Source organism: Streptomyces sp. enrichment culture, assembly GCF_964273145.1.
Classification (GTDB): domain Bacteria; phylum Actinomycetota; class Actinomycetes; order Streptomycetales; family Streptomycetaceae; genus Streptomyces.
Genome location: NZ_OZ186873.1, coordinates 6,230,856 through 6,247,327 on the forward strand (window position 1 = coordinate 6,230,856; position 16,472 = coordinate 6,247,327).

Annotated in this window: 15 protein-coding genes; 12 read left to right on the plus strand and 3 right to left on the minus strand. The window is 74.6% G+C overall.

The annotated features are described in order from the left end of the window. Positions 1-396: 396 nt before the first annotated feature. The 5 genes from ACSU6Z_RS27620 to ACSU6Z_RS27640 all read left to right on the plus strand — a co-directional run bounded on the left by ACSU6Z_RS27620 (position 397) and on the right by ACSU6Z_RS27640 (position 4,682). On the plus strand, positions 397-1,485 hold the full coding sequence (locus tag ACSU6Z_RS27620) for an S-(hydroxymethyl)mycothiol dehydrogenase (RefSeq protein WP_437049698.1): 1,089 nt from the start codon (positions 397-399) through the stop codon (positions 1,483-1,485). Beyond that, positions 1,482-2,114 carry an MBL fold metallo-hydrolase gene (locus ACSU6Z_RS27625; RefSeq protein ID WP_437049700.1) on the plus strand — a complete coding sequence of 211 codons (633 nt, stop codon included), beginning with the start codon at positions 1,482-1,484 and terminating at the stop codon, positions 2,112-2,114. Before ACSU6Z_RS27620 ends, ACSU6Z_RS27625 begins: the two co-directional genes overlap by 4 nt. Positions 2,115-2,238: 124 nt before the next feature. Then, positions 2,239-3,153 carry an SDR family oxidoreductase gene (locus tag ACSU6Z_RS27630; protein ID WP_437049702.1) on the plus strand — a complete coding sequence of 305 codons (915 nt, stop codon included), beginning with the start codon at positions 2,239-2,241 and terminating at the stop codon, positions 3,151-3,153. A 250-nt stretch (positions 3,154-3,403) separates the two neighbouring features. Then, positions 3,404-3,589: a hypothetical protein gene (locus ACSU6Z_RS27635; protein ID WP_437049704.1), complete on the plus strand. Its 186-nt coding sequence runs from the start codon at positions 3,404-3,406 to the stop codon at positions 3,587-3,589. A 544-nt stretch (positions 3,590-4,133) separates the two neighbouring features. After that, positions 4,134-4,682: a flavin reductase family protein gene (locus ACSU6Z_RS27640; RefSeq protein ID WP_437049705.1), complete on the plus strand. Its 549-nt coding sequence runs from the start codon at positions 4,134-4,136 to the stop codon at positions 4,680-4,682. Positions 4,683-4,697: 15 nt separating this feature from the next. Here ACSU6Z_RS27640 and ACSU6Z_RS27645 read toward each other — a convergent pair whose 3' ends face one another. Then, on the minus strand, positions 4,698-7,121 hold the full coding sequence (locus ACSU6Z_RS27645; protein ID WP_437049707.1) for a SpoIIE family protein phosphatase: 2,424 nt from the start codon (positions 7,119-7,121) through the stop codon (positions 4,698-4,700). Positions 7,122-7,488: 367 nt separating this feature from the next. Between ACSU6Z_RS27645 and ACSU6Z_RS27650 the strand changes: the two genes are divergently transcribed. Both ACSU6Z_RS27650 and ACSU6Z_RS27655 read left to right on the plus strand, forming a co-directional pair. Next, on the plus strand, positions 7,489-7,650 hold the full coding sequence (locus ACSU6Z_RS27650) for a hypothetical protein (protein WP_437049709.1): 162 nt from the start codon (positions 7,489-7,491) through the stop codon (positions 7,648-7,650). A gap of 52 nt (positions 7,651-7,702) precedes the next feature. Further along, the gene (locus ACSU6Z_RS27655; protein ID WP_437049711.1) at positions 7,703-8,098 is read left to right on the plus strand and encodes a DUF3662 domain-containing protein; all 396 of its coding nucleotides are present in this window, start codon (positions 7,703-7,705) and stop codon (positions 8,096-8,098) included. A gap of 45 nt (positions 8,099-8,143) precedes the next feature. On the opposite strand, the gene ACSU6Z_RS27660 is transcribed toward ACSU6Z_RS27655, so the two are convergent. After that, the gene (locus ACSU6Z_RS27660; protein WP_437049712.1) at positions 8,144-8,827 is read right to left on the minus strand and encodes a nucleoside/nucleotide kinase family protein; all 684 of its coding nucleotides are present in this window, start codon (positions 8,825-8,827) and stop codon (positions 8,144-8,146) included. Between the two features lie 150 nt (positions 8,828-8,977). On the opposite strand from ACSU6Z_RS27660, the gene ACSU6Z_RS27665 reads away from it, so the two are divergent. The 4 genes from ACSU6Z_RS27665 (at position 8,978) to ACSU6Z_RS27680 (ending at position 14,498) form a co-directional block, all read left to right on the plus strand. After that, positions 8,978-9,718: a beta-phosphoglucomutase family hydrolase gene (locus tag ACSU6Z_RS27665; protein ID WP_437049714.1), complete on the plus strand. Its 741-nt coding sequence runs from the start codon at positions 8,978-8,980 to the stop codon at positions 9,716-9,718. Next, the gene (locus tag ACSU6Z_RS27670; RefSeq protein ID WP_437049715.1) at positions 9,715-12,069 is read left to right on the plus strand and encodes a glycoside hydrolase family 65 protein; all 2,355 of its coding nucleotides are present in this window, start codon (positions 9,715-9,717) and stop codon (positions 12,067-12,069) included. The genes ACSU6Z_RS27665 and ACSU6Z_RS27670 overlap by 4 nt, the downstream gene beginning before the upstream one ends. A 166-nt stretch (positions 12,070-12,235) precedes the next feature. Further along, positions 12,236-13,753, plus strand: coding sequence for a hypothetical protein (locus tag ACSU6Z_RS27675; protein ID WP_437049717.1), 1,518 nt, complete (start codon positions 12,236-12,238; stop codon positions 13,751-13,753). A 211-nt stretch (positions 13,754-13,964) separates the two neighbouring features. After that, positions 13,965-14,498 carry a DUF5709 domain-containing protein gene (locus ACSU6Z_RS27680; protein WP_437049719.1) on the plus strand — a complete coding sequence of 178 codons (534 nt, stop codon included), beginning with the start codon at positions 13,965-13,967 and terminating at the stop codon, positions 14,496-14,498. Positions 14,499-14,566: 68 nt separating this feature from the next. On the opposite strand, the gene ACSU6Z_RS27685 is transcribed toward ACSU6Z_RS27680, so the two are convergent. Continuing rightward, positions 14,567-14,788, minus strand: a complete 222-nt coding sequence (locus tag ACSU6Z_RS27685; protein WP_437049721.1) for a hypothetical protein — start codon at positions 14,786-14,788, stop codon at positions 14,567-14,569. 488 nt (positions 14,789-15,276) lie between these two features. On the opposite strand from ACSU6Z_RS27685, the gene bdeA reads away from it, so the two are divergent. Further along, positions 15,277-16,206 (plus strand): bis(hydroxyethyl) terephthalate hydrolase, encoded by a 930-nt coding sequence (gene bdeA / locus ACSU6Z_RS27690; RefSeq protein ID WP_437049723.1) that lies wholly within the window; start codon positions 15,277-15,279, stop codon positions 16,204-16,206. The last annotated feature ends 266 nt before the right edge of the window (positions 16,207-16,472 follow it).

Genomic DNA, 16,472 nt, shown 5'->3' on the forward strand with positions numbered 1-16,472 from the left:
CCGTCACCACGGTCCGGTCGGCCGCCGCCCCGCGGGCAGCCGGCGCGCGGCGACCGGGACCGCGGCCGTACGGCCACCGGGGTGAGCCCGGCGGGACCGGCGTGTCCCGTCACCCGGCCGCTCCGGCCGGCGGCGGGAGCGCGCCACCCCCGGCGGGTCCGCCGGGAGGACCGGGCGTGTTCCGGGAACGGGGCCGTACGGGTCCCGCTTCCCGCGGCGTTTCCGGCCCGGACGGGGTACTCGGACACGTCGGTTCCTCCCGCTCCGGCTCCCGCCCGCCGGGTTCGTCGGGACTGCCACCGCCACAACCGGAATGGTCTGTTCCAGTCCCGTTGTCGATCAATCACGCATAGGGTCGGAGGGGACGGACAGCAGCGATACGGAAGGGGTGGCGCGATGGCGCAGGAAGTGCGGGGGGTGATCGCGCCGGGCAAGGACGAGCCGGTGCGGATCGAGACGATCGTGGTGCCCGATCCCGGTCCGGGGGAGGCGGTGGTCGCGGTCCAGGCGTGCGGGGTGTGCCACACCGACCTGCACTACAAGCAGGGCGGCATCAGCGACGACTTCCCCTTCCTGCTCGGCCACGAGGCGGCGGGTGTGGTGGAGTCGGTGGGGGAGGGGGTCACGGATGTGGCTCCCGGGGACTTCGTGGTCCTCAACTGGCGGGCGGTGTGCGGGGCGTGCCGTGCCTGTCTGCGGGGGCGTCCGCAGTACTGCTTCGACACGCACAACGCGCGGCAGAGGATGACCCTGACCGACGGCACCGAGCTCTCGCCGGCGCTGGGGATCGGGGCGTTCGCGGAGAAGACGCTGGTGGCCGCGGGACAGTGCACCAAGGTCGATCCGGCGGCCTCGCCGGCCGCCGCCGGGCTGCTGGGCTGCGGGGTGATGGCCGGTATCGGCGCGGCGATCAACACCGGCAACGTGGGCCGGGGCGACACGGTGGCGGTCATCGGCTGCGGTGGCGTGGGCGACGCGGCGATCGCCGGGTCGCGGCTGGCCGGGGCGGCGAAGATCATCGCGGTGGACATCGACGACCGGAAACTGGACACCGCCCGTGCGATGGGCGCCACCCACACCGTCAACTCCCGCCAGACCGATCCGGTGGCGGCGGTCCGCGAGCTGACCGGTGGCTTCGGCGCCGACGTCGTCATCGAGGCGGTCGGCCGCCCGGAGACCTACCGGCAGGCGTTCTACGCCCGTGACCTGGCCGGCACCCTCGTCCTGGTCGGTGTGCCCACTCCGGAGATGAAGCTGGAACTGCCCCTGCTGGACGTGTTCGGGCGCGGTGGCGCGCTGAAGTCGTCCTGGTACGGCGACTGCCTGCCCTCCCGGGACTTCCCCATGCTCGTCGATCTGTACCTGCAGGGCCGGCTGGACCTGGACGCGTTCGTCACCGAGACGATCGCGCTGGACGAGGTGGAGAAGGCCTTCGAGCGGATGCACGCCGGTGACGTCCTGCGTTCGGTGGTGGTCCTGCGATGACCGGTGTCCGTGTCGAACGCGTCGTCACCTCCGGGCGGTTCACCCTCGACGGCGGCACCTGGGACGTCGACAACAACGTGTGGGTCGTTGGCGACGACCACGAGGCCGTCGTCATCGACGCCGCCCACGACGCCGACGCCATCGCCGCGGCCGTCGGGGAGCGCCGCCTGACCGCCATCGTGTGCACCCACGCCCACAACGACCACATCGACGCCGCCCCCGCCCTCGCCGACCGCACCGGCGCGGTCATCTGGCTGCACCGCGACGACCTGCCGCTGTGGCGGCTCACCCACCCCGACCGCCGGCCCGACGCCTGGCTGTCCGACGGCCAGGTGATCGAGGCCGGAGGCGCCGACCTGACCGTCCTGCACACCCCGGGCCACGCACCCGGCGCGGTCTGCCTGTACGACCCCGGCCTCGGCACCGTCTTCACCGGCGACACCCTCTTCGCCGGCGGTCCCGGCGCCACCGGCCGCTCCTACTCCCACTTCCCGACGATCATCGATTCGATCCGCGACCGGCTGCTGACCCTCCCGCCCGAGACGAAGGTCCTCACCGGTCACGGCGAGGCGACCACCATCGGTGCCGAAGCTCCCCACCTGGACGAATGGATCAAACGCGGCCACTGACGCCTCCCCTCCCGTTCGCCACGCCCGCAGGCGGGGCGAACGGGAGGGAAAGGTGACACAAGACGTCCGGTTTCCCCGGCACCCTCGTCGGTGGGATCACTTACGGGACGACGGGAGGCCGGACATGTCACGTCCGCTGGAGGGCAAGGTCGCACTGGTCGCGGGGGCGACCCGGGGAGCCGGACGCGGCATCGCCGTGGAGCTCGGGGCGGCCGGCGCCACCGTCTACGTCACCGGACGCAGCACCCGCGCCCGGCGCTCGGAGTACGACCGCCCCGAGACCATCGAGGACACCGCCGACCTCGTCACCGAGGCCGGCGGCCACGGCGTCGCCGTCCCCACCGACCACCTCGACCCGGCCCGGGTGCGCGCGCTGGTCGACCGCATCGCCCGCGAACAGGGCCGCCTGGACGTCCTCGTCAACGACATCTGGGGCGGCGAGACGCTGTTCGAGTGGGACACCCCGGTATGGGAGCACGACCTCGACAAGGGGCTGAGACTGCTCCGCCTCGCGGTCGACACCCACATCATCACCAGCCATCACGCCCTGCCGCTGCTGCTGCGCCGTCCCGGCGGTCTGGTCGTGGAAGTCACCGACGGCACCGCGGACTACAACCGCGACCACTACCGCAACCCCCTCTTCTACGACCTCGCCAAGGCGTCCGTCCTGCGCATGGCCTTCGCCCTCGGCCACGAACTCGCCCCGCACGGCGCCACCGCCGTCGCCCTCACCCCGGGCTGGCTCCGCTCGGAGATCATGCTCGACGTCTACGGCGTCCGGGAGGACAACTGGCGCGACGCCCTCGACCGCGTCCCCCACTTCGCCATCTCCGAGACACCCCGCTACGTGGGCCGTGCCGTCGCCGCCCTCGCCGCCGACCCCGGCGTGGCCCGCTTCAACGGGCAGTCCCTCTCCAGCGGCGGCCTCGCCCAGGTGTACGGCTTCACCGACGTCGACGGCAGCCGCCCGGACGCCTGGCGCTACATCGTGGAGGTCCAGGACGCCGGAAAGCCGGCCGACGTGACCGGCTACCGCTGACGGCCCGCCCCCGCCCCGCACGCGGCGGCCGTGGCCTTCCCCGCCTCGCGTGACTCCTCCGGACCACGGGGGCCGCAGCGGTTCTCGCCGGCGTCACCGTCGCCCTGAGGCTCTGCGGAGTGCTCCGCAGTGCGGCGACGGGGCACCCGTGGGTTCCCCTGCCGGACGGTCGGCGGACGTGATCAGCGACACTGTCCGGTATGTCTGTTTGGCTTACGGTTGCTCACATCGTCTTCACGCATACCGCCGTATGCTTCACATTATGTCCACCACTGTTGAACCCTCCTCCGAGCGATCGGCTGCCGAGGTCAACGAGGAGATCCGGGCCCTGTGGCTCCGGTCGGGCGGGACACTGAGCGTCGAGCAGCGCGAGGAGTACCAGCGCCTCGTGCTGGAGTGGGCCGCCGCGGCCCCCGGCTCGGAGCGGGCCGCCTGACCCCGTAGGGCCTGTGGCGCACCGGAAACCCGCCGCGGGGCGACCGGCGCCGGACGGGTGCCCTTCTCGCACCGGCTCCCGCCGTCCCCTTTCCCGGCCGGCTCGGCGGGCTGCCGCTCGTCCCTGCCGGGCAGCGTGTCCGGCAGGGGCGAGCGGCGCCGCGGGTGCCCGCGTCCTGCCCGCCGGCTGACCGCCCGTCAGGTCCAGGCCTGGTACGGCTCGTCGACCAGCCGGAAGACCGGCTCACCCCGCACCGGGTCCTTGGCCGTGGACAACCGCACCCGGTCCCCGGCCCCGCGCCGACTCGGACCTGACACCGTGCCATCTGCGGGCCGGCGCCGTGCCGCCGGACGCCCTCACCGCCACGGCGACGACGTCCCCGCGCCGCTCACCGCGGGCCGGAAGCGCTCCGCACCGCTGAGGGGCGGCTGAACGGCCGAGGGCCGGGCAGACGTGTCCGGGACGGCAGGAGCGGCCGGCGCGTGGTGTCGCGGCAGACGAGTGACGACCGGGTGCCGCCACGGTGGACAGGAGGTGCCTCGCCATGGAGAGCGCGGTGGATGCGGCGGACGCCGGGAGCGCGGCGGACGCGGACGTCTTCGTCGGGCGGCTCGATCCCGACATGTGTGTGGTGACGGCCGCGGCAGGCGGGGAACGGGCCGGCTGTCTGGTCGGGTTCTTCTCGCAGTGCTCCCTCCACCCGGTGCGGTTCACCGTCTGGCTGTCCGAGGCCAACCGGACCTTCCGGGTGGCGCGGACCGCGGACGTCCTGGCCGTGCACCTGTTCACACGGGAGCAACGCGCCTTCGCCGAGCTCTTCGGCGGGCAGACCGGCGACCGCGTCGACAAGTTCGCGCACGTGCGGTGGCGTGAGGGGCACGGCGGGGCCACCGTGCTGGAGGACGCGCAGGCCTGGTTCGTCGGCCGGGTCCTGCGGCGGGTGGAGGGCGGCGACCACGTCGGGTTCGTCCTGGACCCGGTCGAATGGGGCGGGCGGCCTGCGGCGTCCGCCGGAGATGCCCCCGGGGCCGCGGGGCCACTGCTGCGGCTCACCGACGCCCACGCCGTCCGGCCCGGCCACCCGGCGGACTGACCCCGCCTTCCGCGGTCAGGCCCCGTCGTCCGTCCGGCCGGGCACCCGGATGTCGAGGACGCACACGTCGTCCCGCCGTTCCTCCTCCAGCATCGCGGCGAGCAGCGCGTCGAGGCAGCCGGGCTTGTCGGGAGGGTGGGCCTCGACGGCCTGCGCGAGGCGCTCCAGGCCCCGGTCGATGCTCTCGGGCGGCCGTTCGACCAGGCCGTCCGTGTAGAGGACGATCCGGTCGCCCGGCCGCAGCCGGCACTCCGCCTCCTTGAAGACGGGAGTGGCGGTCGCGCCGAGCAGGATGCCGCTCGGACGGTTGAGGTAACGGGCCCGGCCGGCGCGCAGCAGCAGCGGCGGGGGGTGGCCCGCCTGGGCCCAGAGCAGACGGCGCCCGCCGGGCTGGTAGCGGGCCAGGACCATGCTGGCCGTGCCGTGGGAGCCGCGGGAGTGCAGCAGCAGCGTGTTCAGGCGGGCCAGCGCTCCGGTGAGCGAGGAACCGGTGATGACCATGCCCTTGGCGGTGAAGCGGAGCTGGGCCATCGTCGCGACGGCGTCCACGCCGTGACCGGCCACGTCACCGATGACGAACAGGGCGTCGCCGTCGGGCAGTTCGATGGCGCTGAACCAGTCGCCGCCGACGTACACCCCCGACTGCGCGGGCAGGTACGCCACCTCGACGCGCAGCCCGGCCGGGCGCAGCGGCTGCCGGGGCAGCGGCAGCAGCGCGTGCTGGAGCCGGGCGGCCAGGGTGCGCTCCGCCCGCAGGACGTCGTGCTGGGTGATCATCGCCCGTTCGCTCTCGACGAGGGCCAGCTCCGCCCGCCGCAGCGCGGTCAGGTCCTGCACGAAGCCGAGCACCTCCACGGGCGTGCCGTCGATGTCCGTCACGGCCTCGGCGACCAACCGCAGGTGCCGTACCTCGGCCGGCGTCCTGGTCCGGAACGGGATGTCCAAGGGCCGTCCCTCGTGGGTCAGGGCCCGCACGGCGCGGTCCAGCGCGGGCGCCTCGTCGGGCAGCGCCAGCGCGGGCAGCTCGGTGAGGCGGACCGGGCCGCGTGCCGGGTCCCGGCCGAAGATGGCGAACACCTGGGAGGACCAGATGGCCTCGTGGGTGGCCAGGTTCCAGGTGGCCCAGCCGAGGTTGCCCAACCGCTGGAGGTCCGCCAGCCGCTGCTCCTGCCGGTCGGAGGAGTCGTGCCGGAGCCAGGTCAGGACCAGGCGGCCGTCCAGCGCCGCCACCCGCACCGAGTAGGTGGACAGTTCCGCGACGCCGGACACGATCTTCTGGTGCGCGAACGGGGCGCCCTCGTAGGGCTCACCGGTGAGCAGCGTGTGCAGACAGCCCCGCAGCAGCGGTTCGCCCCCGGCGGCCGGCAGGCACTCCGTGAGCCGCCGGCCGGCCAGCTCCCCGCCGCGGCCGACGACGTCCGCCGCCTGCTCGGTCGCCGCGTCGATGCGGTAGTCCTGGACCTCTCCGGACGGCGCCCGCAGGGGGGTGAGCAGCATCACCGCGACCGGCAGCGCGTCGAACACGCGGTGCACGGCGTCGGCGGGACCGCTCACGGCGCGCTCGGTCCGGCGGCTCCCGAACGTGCGCAGCCGTCCGGCGCACAGCAGGGCGACGGCCTTGAGGTGCTCGCGGGTGGCCGGCGGGAACGGGCCGCCGCCGCGGCGCAGCACGCCGAGGCAGGCCTCCTCCGCGGCCCCGGCCGCCACGGGCAGCCAGGCCCGCGACCGCCAGCGCTCGGGCGGGTCCCCGATCAGCAGGTAGTGCTCCCGGTCCTGTTCGACGTCCTCCAGCCAGCGCGGCCGGCGGTCCCGCAGGGCGTCCAGCGCCGCCACCCCGTTGAGCGGGGGGACCCGGTGCCACTGGGCGGCCAGTGTCTCGTCGATGCCGGCGTGCCCGATCAGTTCGAGCCCGCCGGAAGGCAGGCGGGCGTAGAGCATGACGGCGTCGGCCCCGGCGTCCGGCGCGAGGTGTTCCAGCAGGCAGCGGGCCAGGTCCTGCGGTGTGCCGACGCGGACGAGGGCCCGGGCGAGGCGGGCGAGGGCGGCGGGGGCGCCGTCGCCGGCCGGGGGCGGCGGGGGGACGTCGTGGCCAGCGGGGCGGGAGGCGGTGCCGGGGACCGCGACGACGGGCCGCGGATCACGGGGCGGCGTACCCGGGCGCGGCGGATCGCCGCCGAGATCCCCGAGGGTGACCCAGCACTCCTCCAGCAGGGTGCGGCCCGCCGCCTCGGCGCGCTCCAGCAGCGCCTCGCTCGCGGCCTGCGCGGAGCAGCCGGTCAGCGCCATCACGGCACCCTTGGCGCGCTCCACGACGGCCGACACCGCCGCCAGGTCGCGCAGCCGGTCCATCTCGGCGCGCTGCCGGGCGACGACCTTGGCCAGCGTGGCCAGGTCGGGCGCGATGCCGGGATCCGTCGGCGTGGCGTGCTCGCTCGTCACGCAACGAGCATCGCACACAGGGACGGGTCCGATGTCCGCCTTGTCGCCACCCGCTCCCGGCGTGCGCAGGATCGGCGCGGGCGGGCTCGCACGGACGAGCGCCGGTCGGCCGGAAGGACGGTCCGAGGCCGGTTCCGCGAAACGGCGCGCCACCGGTGTGCCGTGCCCGCCCGCCGGCGCCGCGCCCCCCGGCGCCGGGCCGCCTCACCGCCCGGAACCGGGCCCGCGACGGGGAGGAGGGGAGCCGGATGTCCGTCCGGGGCCGGTGCGGATGGATATCCGCGCCCTGTCCGGGAACCCGCCGCCCAGGAAGATCCGGCACGACGGAGCCGGAAGACCCCTGCACAACCGATGAGGAGCCACCGCCATGACCGTTCCGGAAGAGAACCGGCCGAAGACCGAGACCACCGACGACGTGCTCCACCAGAGCGAGGAGCACGAGTCCCACCCGCAGGGCGCCACCGGCCGCACGATGCGCGAGGCCCTGGAGGAGGCGCAGGTACGGCCCGACGACTACGACGAGGAGTGACACCCCCGGCAGGCGGTGCCCGACCCCGACACGACGGAGCAGGTGAGATCGCATGGGCGCACTCAGCGCTCTGGAGGAGTCCCTGGAGAACCGGTGGGAGGCGCTGCGCGCACGGGTCCTCGCCAAGGAACCCGTCGAACTGCTCGACGCCCTGCGCACCGAGTGCGACCGCCACGCCGTGGTCTGCGCCGCGGACCGGGTGATGGTCCCCAACGCCTACGACGTCGAACTCGCCGACGCCGTCCACGAGGAACTGGCGCCCCACCGCTGCCGCGTGGGCCAGGCGCTCACCGACAGCCTGGTACGGCACGCCGAGCGGCAGGGCTACCAGTGGGCCGGCCCCCTCGCCGTCCACCTCACCCGGTCCGCGGACGTGCCCAACGGCCGCTACCGCGTCACGAGCCGCGTGATGCCCCACGTGAGTGCCGAGGGCTTCCGGCGCGCCTGACGGCGGCCGGCCGCGGTGGACGGTGGTGACGGCGATGCCGTCCGTTCACCCGCCCGGGCGAACGGACGGCATCGCCGTCACCGGCACCACGAGGTCGGCCCGGTCCCGGGTCGCGGCCACCAGATCGGCGTTGCGCTGATCCGTCCCGCGCACCCACGCCACGGCGTCCGCGTGCGACTTGCCGAACTCCTCGTGCCGGGCGACGAGCCGCCGGACCCGCTCCTCCTCGGGCGCCTCGCAGAACCACACCTCGTCCAGCTGCGAGCGCACCCGCGCCCAGGCACCGGTCCCCAGCAGCAGGTAGTTGCCCTCCGTCACCACCAGCCGCGCCCGCGGCGGCACCGGGACGGCCCCCGCGATCGGTTGCTCCAGCACGCGTTCGAACCCGGGCGCGTACACGACCCCGCCCTCCGCCTCCCCGCCTTCCCCGTCTTCCTCGCGCAGCCGCCGCAGCAGTGCCGCGTACCCGGCCGCGTCGAACGTGTCCGGCGCCCCCTTGCGGTCCCGGCGGCCGAGCCGCTCCAACTCGGCGTCGGCCAAGTGGAAGCCGTCCATGGGCACGTGCGCCGCCCACGGCTCGGCCCCCTCCCCGTTCAGCTCCCGCACCAAGTGCTCGGCCAGCGTCGTCTTGCCCGAACCGGGGCTGCCCGCGATGCCGAGGATCGCGCGTCGTCCGCCCCCGGCGAGGCCGCGGGCCCGGATGAGGAGGTCGTCGAAAGTCAGCGGCACACCACAGAGTGTGTCACCCGATGAGCCGCACCACACCGGCCGGTCCCCGGCCGCCCGTCCCTCCGGCGCGCCGGGCCCGCGCCCCCCGTACGGCGGCTGTGGCACGAGCCGCCCGGTGGGATCGGGCCGGGGCGGGGAACCGTGACCTGTATGACGACGCAGCTCGGTCTCCCCGAAACCATCCAGGCCTGCCTCTTCGACCTCGACGGGGTCGTCACCAAGACGGCGGTGGTGCACGCCGCCGCCTGGAAGGAGACGTTCGACGCGTTCCTGCGCGAGCGGGACGGCGAGGACTTCCGCCCCTTCACCGACGCCGACTACGACGAGTACGTCGACGGCCGCCCACGTGCCGACGGCGTACGCGCCTTCCTCGCCTCCCGGGGCATCGAACTACCCGAGGGAAGCCCGGGCGACCCGCCGGACGCGCAGACGGTCAACGGCGTCGGCAACCGCAAGAACGAACTGCTCCTGGGGAAGATCCGCACCCAGGGCGTCGAGGCGTACGACGGCACCCTGCGCTACATCGAGGCCGTGCGCGCCCGGGGCCTGCGCACCGCGATCGTCTCCTCCAGCGCCAACACCCGGGACGTGCTGCGCTCCATCGACGCCGAGCCCCTGTTCGACGTACGGGTCGACGGCGTGGTGGCCGCCGAGCGGAAGCTGCCGGGCAAACCGCGCCCCGACACCTTCCTCGCCGCCGCCCGCGACCTCGGCGTCGAGCCGTCCCGCGCCGCCGTCTTCGAGGACGCCCTGGCCGGCATGGACGCCGGCCGCGCGGGCCGCTTCGGGTACGTCGTCGGCGTCGACCGCGCCGGCCAGACCGACGCCCTCTACGCGCACGGCGCCGACCGCGTGGTGAAGGACCTCGCCGAGCTGGGGGGCCAGGCGTGATCACCAACCGGACGTACACCGTCGAACCGTGGTCCGTGCGCGAGACCGCTCTCAACCTCGACCTGCTCGCCCAGAGCGAGTCCGTCTTCGCCCTGTCCAACGGGCACGTCGGCTGGCGCGGCAACCTCGACGAGGGCGAGCCGCACGGCCTGCCCGGCAGCTACCTCAACGGCGTCTACGAACTGCACCCGCTGCCCTACGCCGAGGCCGGCTACGGCTACCCGGAATCCGGCCAGACGGTCATCAACGTCACCAACGGCAAGGTGCTGCGCCTCCTCGTCGACGACGAGCCCTTCGACCTGCGCTACGGACGGCTCCTCAAGCACGAGCGCACCCTGGACCTGCGCCGCGGCGTACTGGAACGGATCTGCGAATGGGCCTCCCCGGCCGGGTCCGCGGTCCGGGTGCGCTCCACCCGGCTGGTCTCGCTCACCCAGCGGGCGATCGCCGCCGTGTCGTACGAGGTGGAACCGCTCGACAGCCGCACCCGGGTGGTGATCCAGTCCGCACTGGTCGCCAACGAGAGCCTGCCCGACCCCAACGGGGACCCGCGCACCGCCAAGGCGCTGAAGTCCCCGCTGGTACCGGAGGAGGACATGGCCGCCGGCCACCGGCTGCGCCTGGTGCACCGCACCCGCACCAGCGGCCTCAGGGTCGCCGTCGCCGCCGACCACGTCGTCGACGGGCCCGAGCCGACCAGCACCAGCACGGAGAGCAACGCGGACGTGGCCCGGCTGACCGTCACCTCGGTCCTGGAACCCGGACAGCGGCTCCGGGTGCAGAAGACCGTCGCCCACGGCTGGTCGGGGACCCGGTCCCGGCCCGCGATGAGCGACCAGGTGGAGGCGGCCCTCGCGGCGGCGGCCCACAGCGGCTGGGACGGCCTGGTGGAGGAGCAGCGGGCCTACCTCGACGACTTCTGGGGCCGCGCGGACGTCGAGGTCGACGGCGACGAGGAGATCCAGCAGGCCGTCCGCTTCGGCCTCTTCCACGTGCTCCAGGCCGGCGCCCGCGCCGAGCAGCGGGCCATCCCCGCCAAGGGACTGACCGGCTCCGGCTACGACGGGCACGCCTTCTGGGACACCGAGATGTTCGTGCTGCCCGTCCTCACCTACACCGCCCCCAAGGCCGTCGCCGAGGCGCTGCGCTGGCGCCAGGACACCCTGCCCGCCGCCCGGGACCGCGCCGCCCAGCTCGGCCTGCGCGGCGCCGCCTTCCCCTGGCGCACCATCGACGGCTCGGAGGGGTCGGCGTACTGGCCGGCCGGCACCGCCGCCTTCCACGTGGGCGCCGACATCGCGCACGCCGTGGTCCGCTACACGGCGGCCACCGGCGACGTCGACTTCGAACGCGACACCGGCCTGGAACTGCTGGTGGAGACGGCCCGCCTGTGGCGCTCGCTCGGCCACCACGACCACCACGGCACCTTCCACATCGACGGCGTCACCGGTCCCGACGAGTACAGCGCCATCGTCGACGACAACGTGTACACCAACCTCATGGTGCGGGCGAATCTGCTCGCCGCCGCCGAGGCGTGCGAACGCCACCCCGACGTGGCGGGCCGGTTCGGCGTCGACGAGGAGGAGTCCGCCGCCTGGCGGGACGCCGCCGAGGCCGTGCACATCCCCTACAACCACGAACTGGGCGTCCACGAGCAGCACGAGGGCTTCACCCGTCACCAGCGCTGGGACTTCGCCCGCACCCGGGCCGACCAGTACCCGCTGCTGCTGCACTTCCCCTACTTCGACCTCTACCGCAAACAGGTGATCAAACAGGCCGACCTGGTCCTGGCCATGTACACCTGCGGCCGGTTCTTCGACGAGTACTGCGACGAGGAGCAGATCGCCCGCAACTTCGCCTACTACGAGCCGCTGACCGTCCGGGACTCCTCCCTGTCGGCCTGCTGCCAGGCCGTCGTCGCCGCCCAGACCGGCCATCTGCGCCTGGCGTACGACTACACCGCCGAGGCCGCCCTGATGGACCTGGCCGACCTGGAGCACAACACCCGCGACGGGCTGCACATCGCCTCGCTGGCGGGCACCTGGATGGCACTGGTCGCCGGCTTCGGCGGCACCCGCCGCGAGGAGGAGCACCTCTCCTTCGCGCCGCGCCTGCCGGAGAAGTTCAGCCGACTGGCCTTCCGGCTCCAGTTCCGCGGCCGGCGCCTGCGCGTGGAGATCGCCGCCGACAAGGCCACGTACACCCTGCTGTCCGGTCCGCCCCTGAGGATCCGCCACCACGGCACGGCGCTGACCGTGAACGGCGACGGCCCCGTCACCCGCGTCATCCCCGCGCCGAAGCCGCGCCCGACGCCGGAGCAGCCCCTGCACCGCAAGCCGAACACCCACTGAACCGGGCGCCCGGGCGCCCGTGCGGACTGCGGGTGCCGGGCGTTCGTGCGGGGCGGCGGTGTCAGCCGTCCGGCCGCACTCCGCCCCGCACGCCCACCGCGCCCGGGTTAGCTTGTCGGTGTTCACACAGGGCTCACGCGGATTTCGCACAGGGTGAGGGGTGACCATGGCCGACGGTGCGAACGCCACCGTGGCGGGCGCGCGGCGACGCGGCCCGGCGGCCGGTTCCGGCGCGTCCCCGCGTGCGCGCGGCGACCGTCCGCTCGCCGCCGTGGCCGCCGCCTTCACCCTCGCCCAACTCGTCCTCGTGCGCCCGGGCATGGGCCTCGGCTGGGACGAGACGGTCTACGTCAGCCAGGTCACCTCCCACGCGCCGGCCGCCTTCTTCAGCGCGCCGCGCTCCCGCGGCGTCTCCCTGCTCGTGGCACCGGTCGCGTCCTGGTCGTCGTCCACCGCGCTGCTGCGCGTCTACCTCGCCGTGCTGTCCGGCCTCGCCCTCCACCTGGCCCTGCGCGCCTGGCGGGGCCTGTTCCCGACCCGTGTCCTGGTCACGGCCGGCGCGTTCTTCGCCACCCTGTGGGTGACGCTCTTCTACGGCCCACAGGCCATGCCCAACTACTGGGTCGCCATCGGCGCCCTGATCTGCGCCGGCTGCTTCCTGCGGGCCCGCGGGCGGGGCGCCGGCCCGGCGGCGCTGTGGGGGGTGGCGGCCGGTGCCGCGCTCATGGCGTGGATGCGGCCCACCGACGCCGTCTGGGTGACCGTGCCGCTGCTCGCCGTCGCGCTCGTCCGCCGCCGGGGGTGGCTCCTGCTCGCCCTCGTGGGCGGACTGGCGGCCGGGGGAGTGCCGTGGGTGATCGAGGCGTACACCGGCTACGGCGGCCTCGCGCAGCGGCTCGCCGACGCCTCCCGCATCCAGGGCGGCCTGGGCCGGCACATCGCCGTCGACGACCAGCTGCGCAGCCTGGGCGGCCGCGCCCTGTGCCGCCCGTGCACCGGGCCGATGCCGCATCCCGTGATCGTCCTGTGGTGGTTCGCGCTCCCGGTGCTCGCCGCCGTCGGCCTCGCCGTCGCGGTCCGCGCCGGGCGCACCGCCCGCACCCTGGTCCCGCTCGCCTGCGCCGCGACGGCCGCCCTGCCGTACCTGTTCACCATCGAGTACGCGGCGCCCCGCTTCCTGCAGCCCGCCTACGCCCTGCTGGCCCTCCCGGTCGCCGACGCGCTGTGGCACCTCGCCCGGGCCGGGGACGGGCGGTGGCGGCCCTGGCCCGCGGCCCTGGTCGCCGTCGCGCTGGCCGGGCACCTGGCGGTGCAGCTGGCCGTCCTGGTGCACACCGTGGACCGCAACACCGACAGCCGCCGCGACTGGGCCCGCACCGCCGCGGCGCTGCACCGGCTCGGGATCCGGCCGCCCTGTCTGCTCATCGGCCACGAAGCCATCCCGCTCGGCTACTACGCCGGCTGCTCCTCGGGCAACACCCACGGCAACAACGCCAACACGACCGCGGCGCGGATCGTGGACGCCGCCCGGCGGATGCCGGTCGCCGCCCTCGTCGGACCGGACGGCACCCCGCCCGGCTACACCCGGTCCTGGACCCCGTACCGCATCAGCGACCTGCAGGTCCGCATCGCACCCCGGCAGGAGGCACGGCCGGTCCCGGACGGCACCCCGGACGGCCCCTGACCGCAGGTCGCGCGGCCTCCCCGGACGACCGCGGGCCGGACGGGGGCGCCGCGGTCCGCCCGCGGGACCCGCGCGCCCGCGTCCGGGGTTAGAGATCGCGTAACGGGAAACGCGAATGCTGCCACCGGGACGATCGGGACGGCCGGGACGGTCAGGACGGCCGGGACGATCGGGACGGACCGAGGCGACGCAGTTCGAAAGGGAGGCAGTGATGGGCACGGACCCGATGGCGGACGACGCCTACCAGCCCACCGGAAGCAACGAGGAGCAGGAGGACGCCGCGCCGCTGGACATGCAGGACGCCGTCGACGAGCGCACCTACGACGACGTGCTCGACGAGGGTTACTCGCCGCCGGAGAAGCCGCTCGGTGTCACCAAGCACGGCACCACGGCCGCCGAACAGCACGACGGCGAGACGCTGGACGAGCGGCTGGCGCAGGAGGTGCCCGACGTGACCGCGCCGTCCGGGGACGGCGTGGGCGACCAGCCGGGCGGGGAGGGCGAACCGGTCGACCCCGAGGCGGGCACGGACCGCTCCGGCCGCCTGGTCGCCCCGGACGAGGGCGTGCGCACCGACACCACCAAGGAGACGGTCGCCGACGACGTGGGCATCGACGGCGGTGCCGCCGGTGCCGAGGAGGCCGCCGTGCACGTCGTCGAGGACGACACGACGCTGCCGGACTCCTCCGGCTACCCGGGCTACCTGCAGGACCGGGACGAGGAGCGCCCCGGCTCGACGGGCTGACCCGGACACGCGGCGGGCCCGGGACCGGCGGAGGCCGGACCCGGGCCCGCGACCGTGCGCGGACGGTGTCAGGGCAGCAGCCTGTCGACGGCGGCGGGGCCCTCCGCGGCCAGCTTGCGCCTGGCCCATTCCAGGTTGTGCGGGGTGATGTCCTTGCCGGCCGCGAGGACCAGGTCCTCCGGTGACACCTCGGTGCCGTTGCGGGTGTGGAGCAGGTCGTCCGGGGTGGTGCGGTCGTCGTACGCGCGGGCCCCGGACGGCCGGGACGCGCCAGGCTGGGTCGTCGACATGATCTGAAGCTCCTCGGTCCTCATTCGCCGCGTCGGTCCCGGTGCGGCCACCGGCCCCGACGCCTGCCGTCCCCCGATGTCATGCATTTTTCCCAGTATCCCCCGATATCACCATTCATCCGGGTGGAGCGTCGTGTATCCGGGAGGCGGTGCGCGGCCCGTCTCCCGCAGGGGGCGCGGGTACCTTCCGCGGGTCGCCGGAAACCCCGGGCAGGGCGGGCGCGTGGGCGCACCCGGCCCCGGCGCGGCCGCCACCGCCGCGGCCTCCGGCGTCCCGGCCGGCCGTGTCCCGCCCGCCGCACTCCGCCCCCTGTTCCGGAGACCGGTGATATTGCCGATCCCCGCGGCCCGGTCGTCCCCCGATAGTGGCAGCGCAAGTCCAACGGCGACGCCCGTCCGGCCGCGCCGCGGAGCGCGACCCCACGCGCCCCCGAACCATGGACGGCCACCGGCCGGGCCCCTCGCCACGAAAGAGAGGACGACTCGTCGTGCACCGACACCCCCACACCCGCGCCACCGGTGCCCGCTCCCGGGCGTTCCACGGGCCCCGGCGGCGGCTCGCGGGAGCCGCGGCGGCGATCGCCGCCGTCATCGGGCTCGGCACCCTGGGCAGCCCGGGCGCCCACGCCGCGGACAACCCGTACGAGCGGGGCCCCGCGCCCACCGAGGCCAGCATCGAGGCGCTGCGCGGCCCGTACTCCGTGGCGCAGACGGAGGTCTCCTCGCTCCTCGTCACCGGCTTCGGCGGCGGCACCATCTACTACCCGACCAGCACCAGCGACGGAACCTTCGGCGCCGTCGTGATCTCACCCGGCTACACCGCCACCCAGTCCTCCATCGCCTGGCTCGGCCCGCGCCTGGCCTCGCAGGGCTTCGTCGTGTTCACCATCGACACCAACACCACGCTCGACCAGCCCGCCTCGCGCGGGCGGCAGCTCCTCGCGGCACTGGACTACCTCACCGAGCGCAGCTCCGTCAGAGGCCGCATCGACAGCAGCCGGCTCGGCGTCATGGGCCACTCCATGGGCGGCGGCGGCACCCTGGAAGCGGCCAAGTCCCGGCCGTCCCTCCAGGCCGCGATCCCCCTCACCCCCTGGAACCTCGACAAGACCTGGCCCGAGGTCCGGACCCCCACCATGATCATCGGGGCCGACGGCGACACGATCGCCCCCGTCTCGTCCCACTCCAAGCCCTTCTACTCCAGCCTGCCGGCCGGCACGGACCGCGCCTACCTGGAGCTGAACAACGCCACCCACTTCTCGCCGAACATGTCGAACACGACGATCGCGAAGTACAGCGTCTCGTGGCTGAAGCGGTTCATCGACAACGACACCCGCTACGAACAGTTCCTGTGCCCGCTGCCCCGCCCCAGCCTCACCATCGAGGAGTACCGGGGCAACTGCCCGCACGGCTCCTGACGTCCCCGGGCCCCGGCACCTGCCGGGCCCAGCCGTCACCGGATGCCGCCGGCGTCCGGTGACGGCACCGCAACCGGCGGCGGTCGCACCTGCGGGGCGACCGCCGCCGGCGTTGTGCCGCCGTACGGCCCAGGGCCCGGCAAACCGGGCAGCGGCACAAGCCGCCCGCCGCCTGAACCGGGCGGATGCGCAGGTGGCGGCGGTGCCGACCGGCGCAACGGTACGGACCGGTAGCTTCCGCCTTCGGTTACCCACGCGTAACCTCG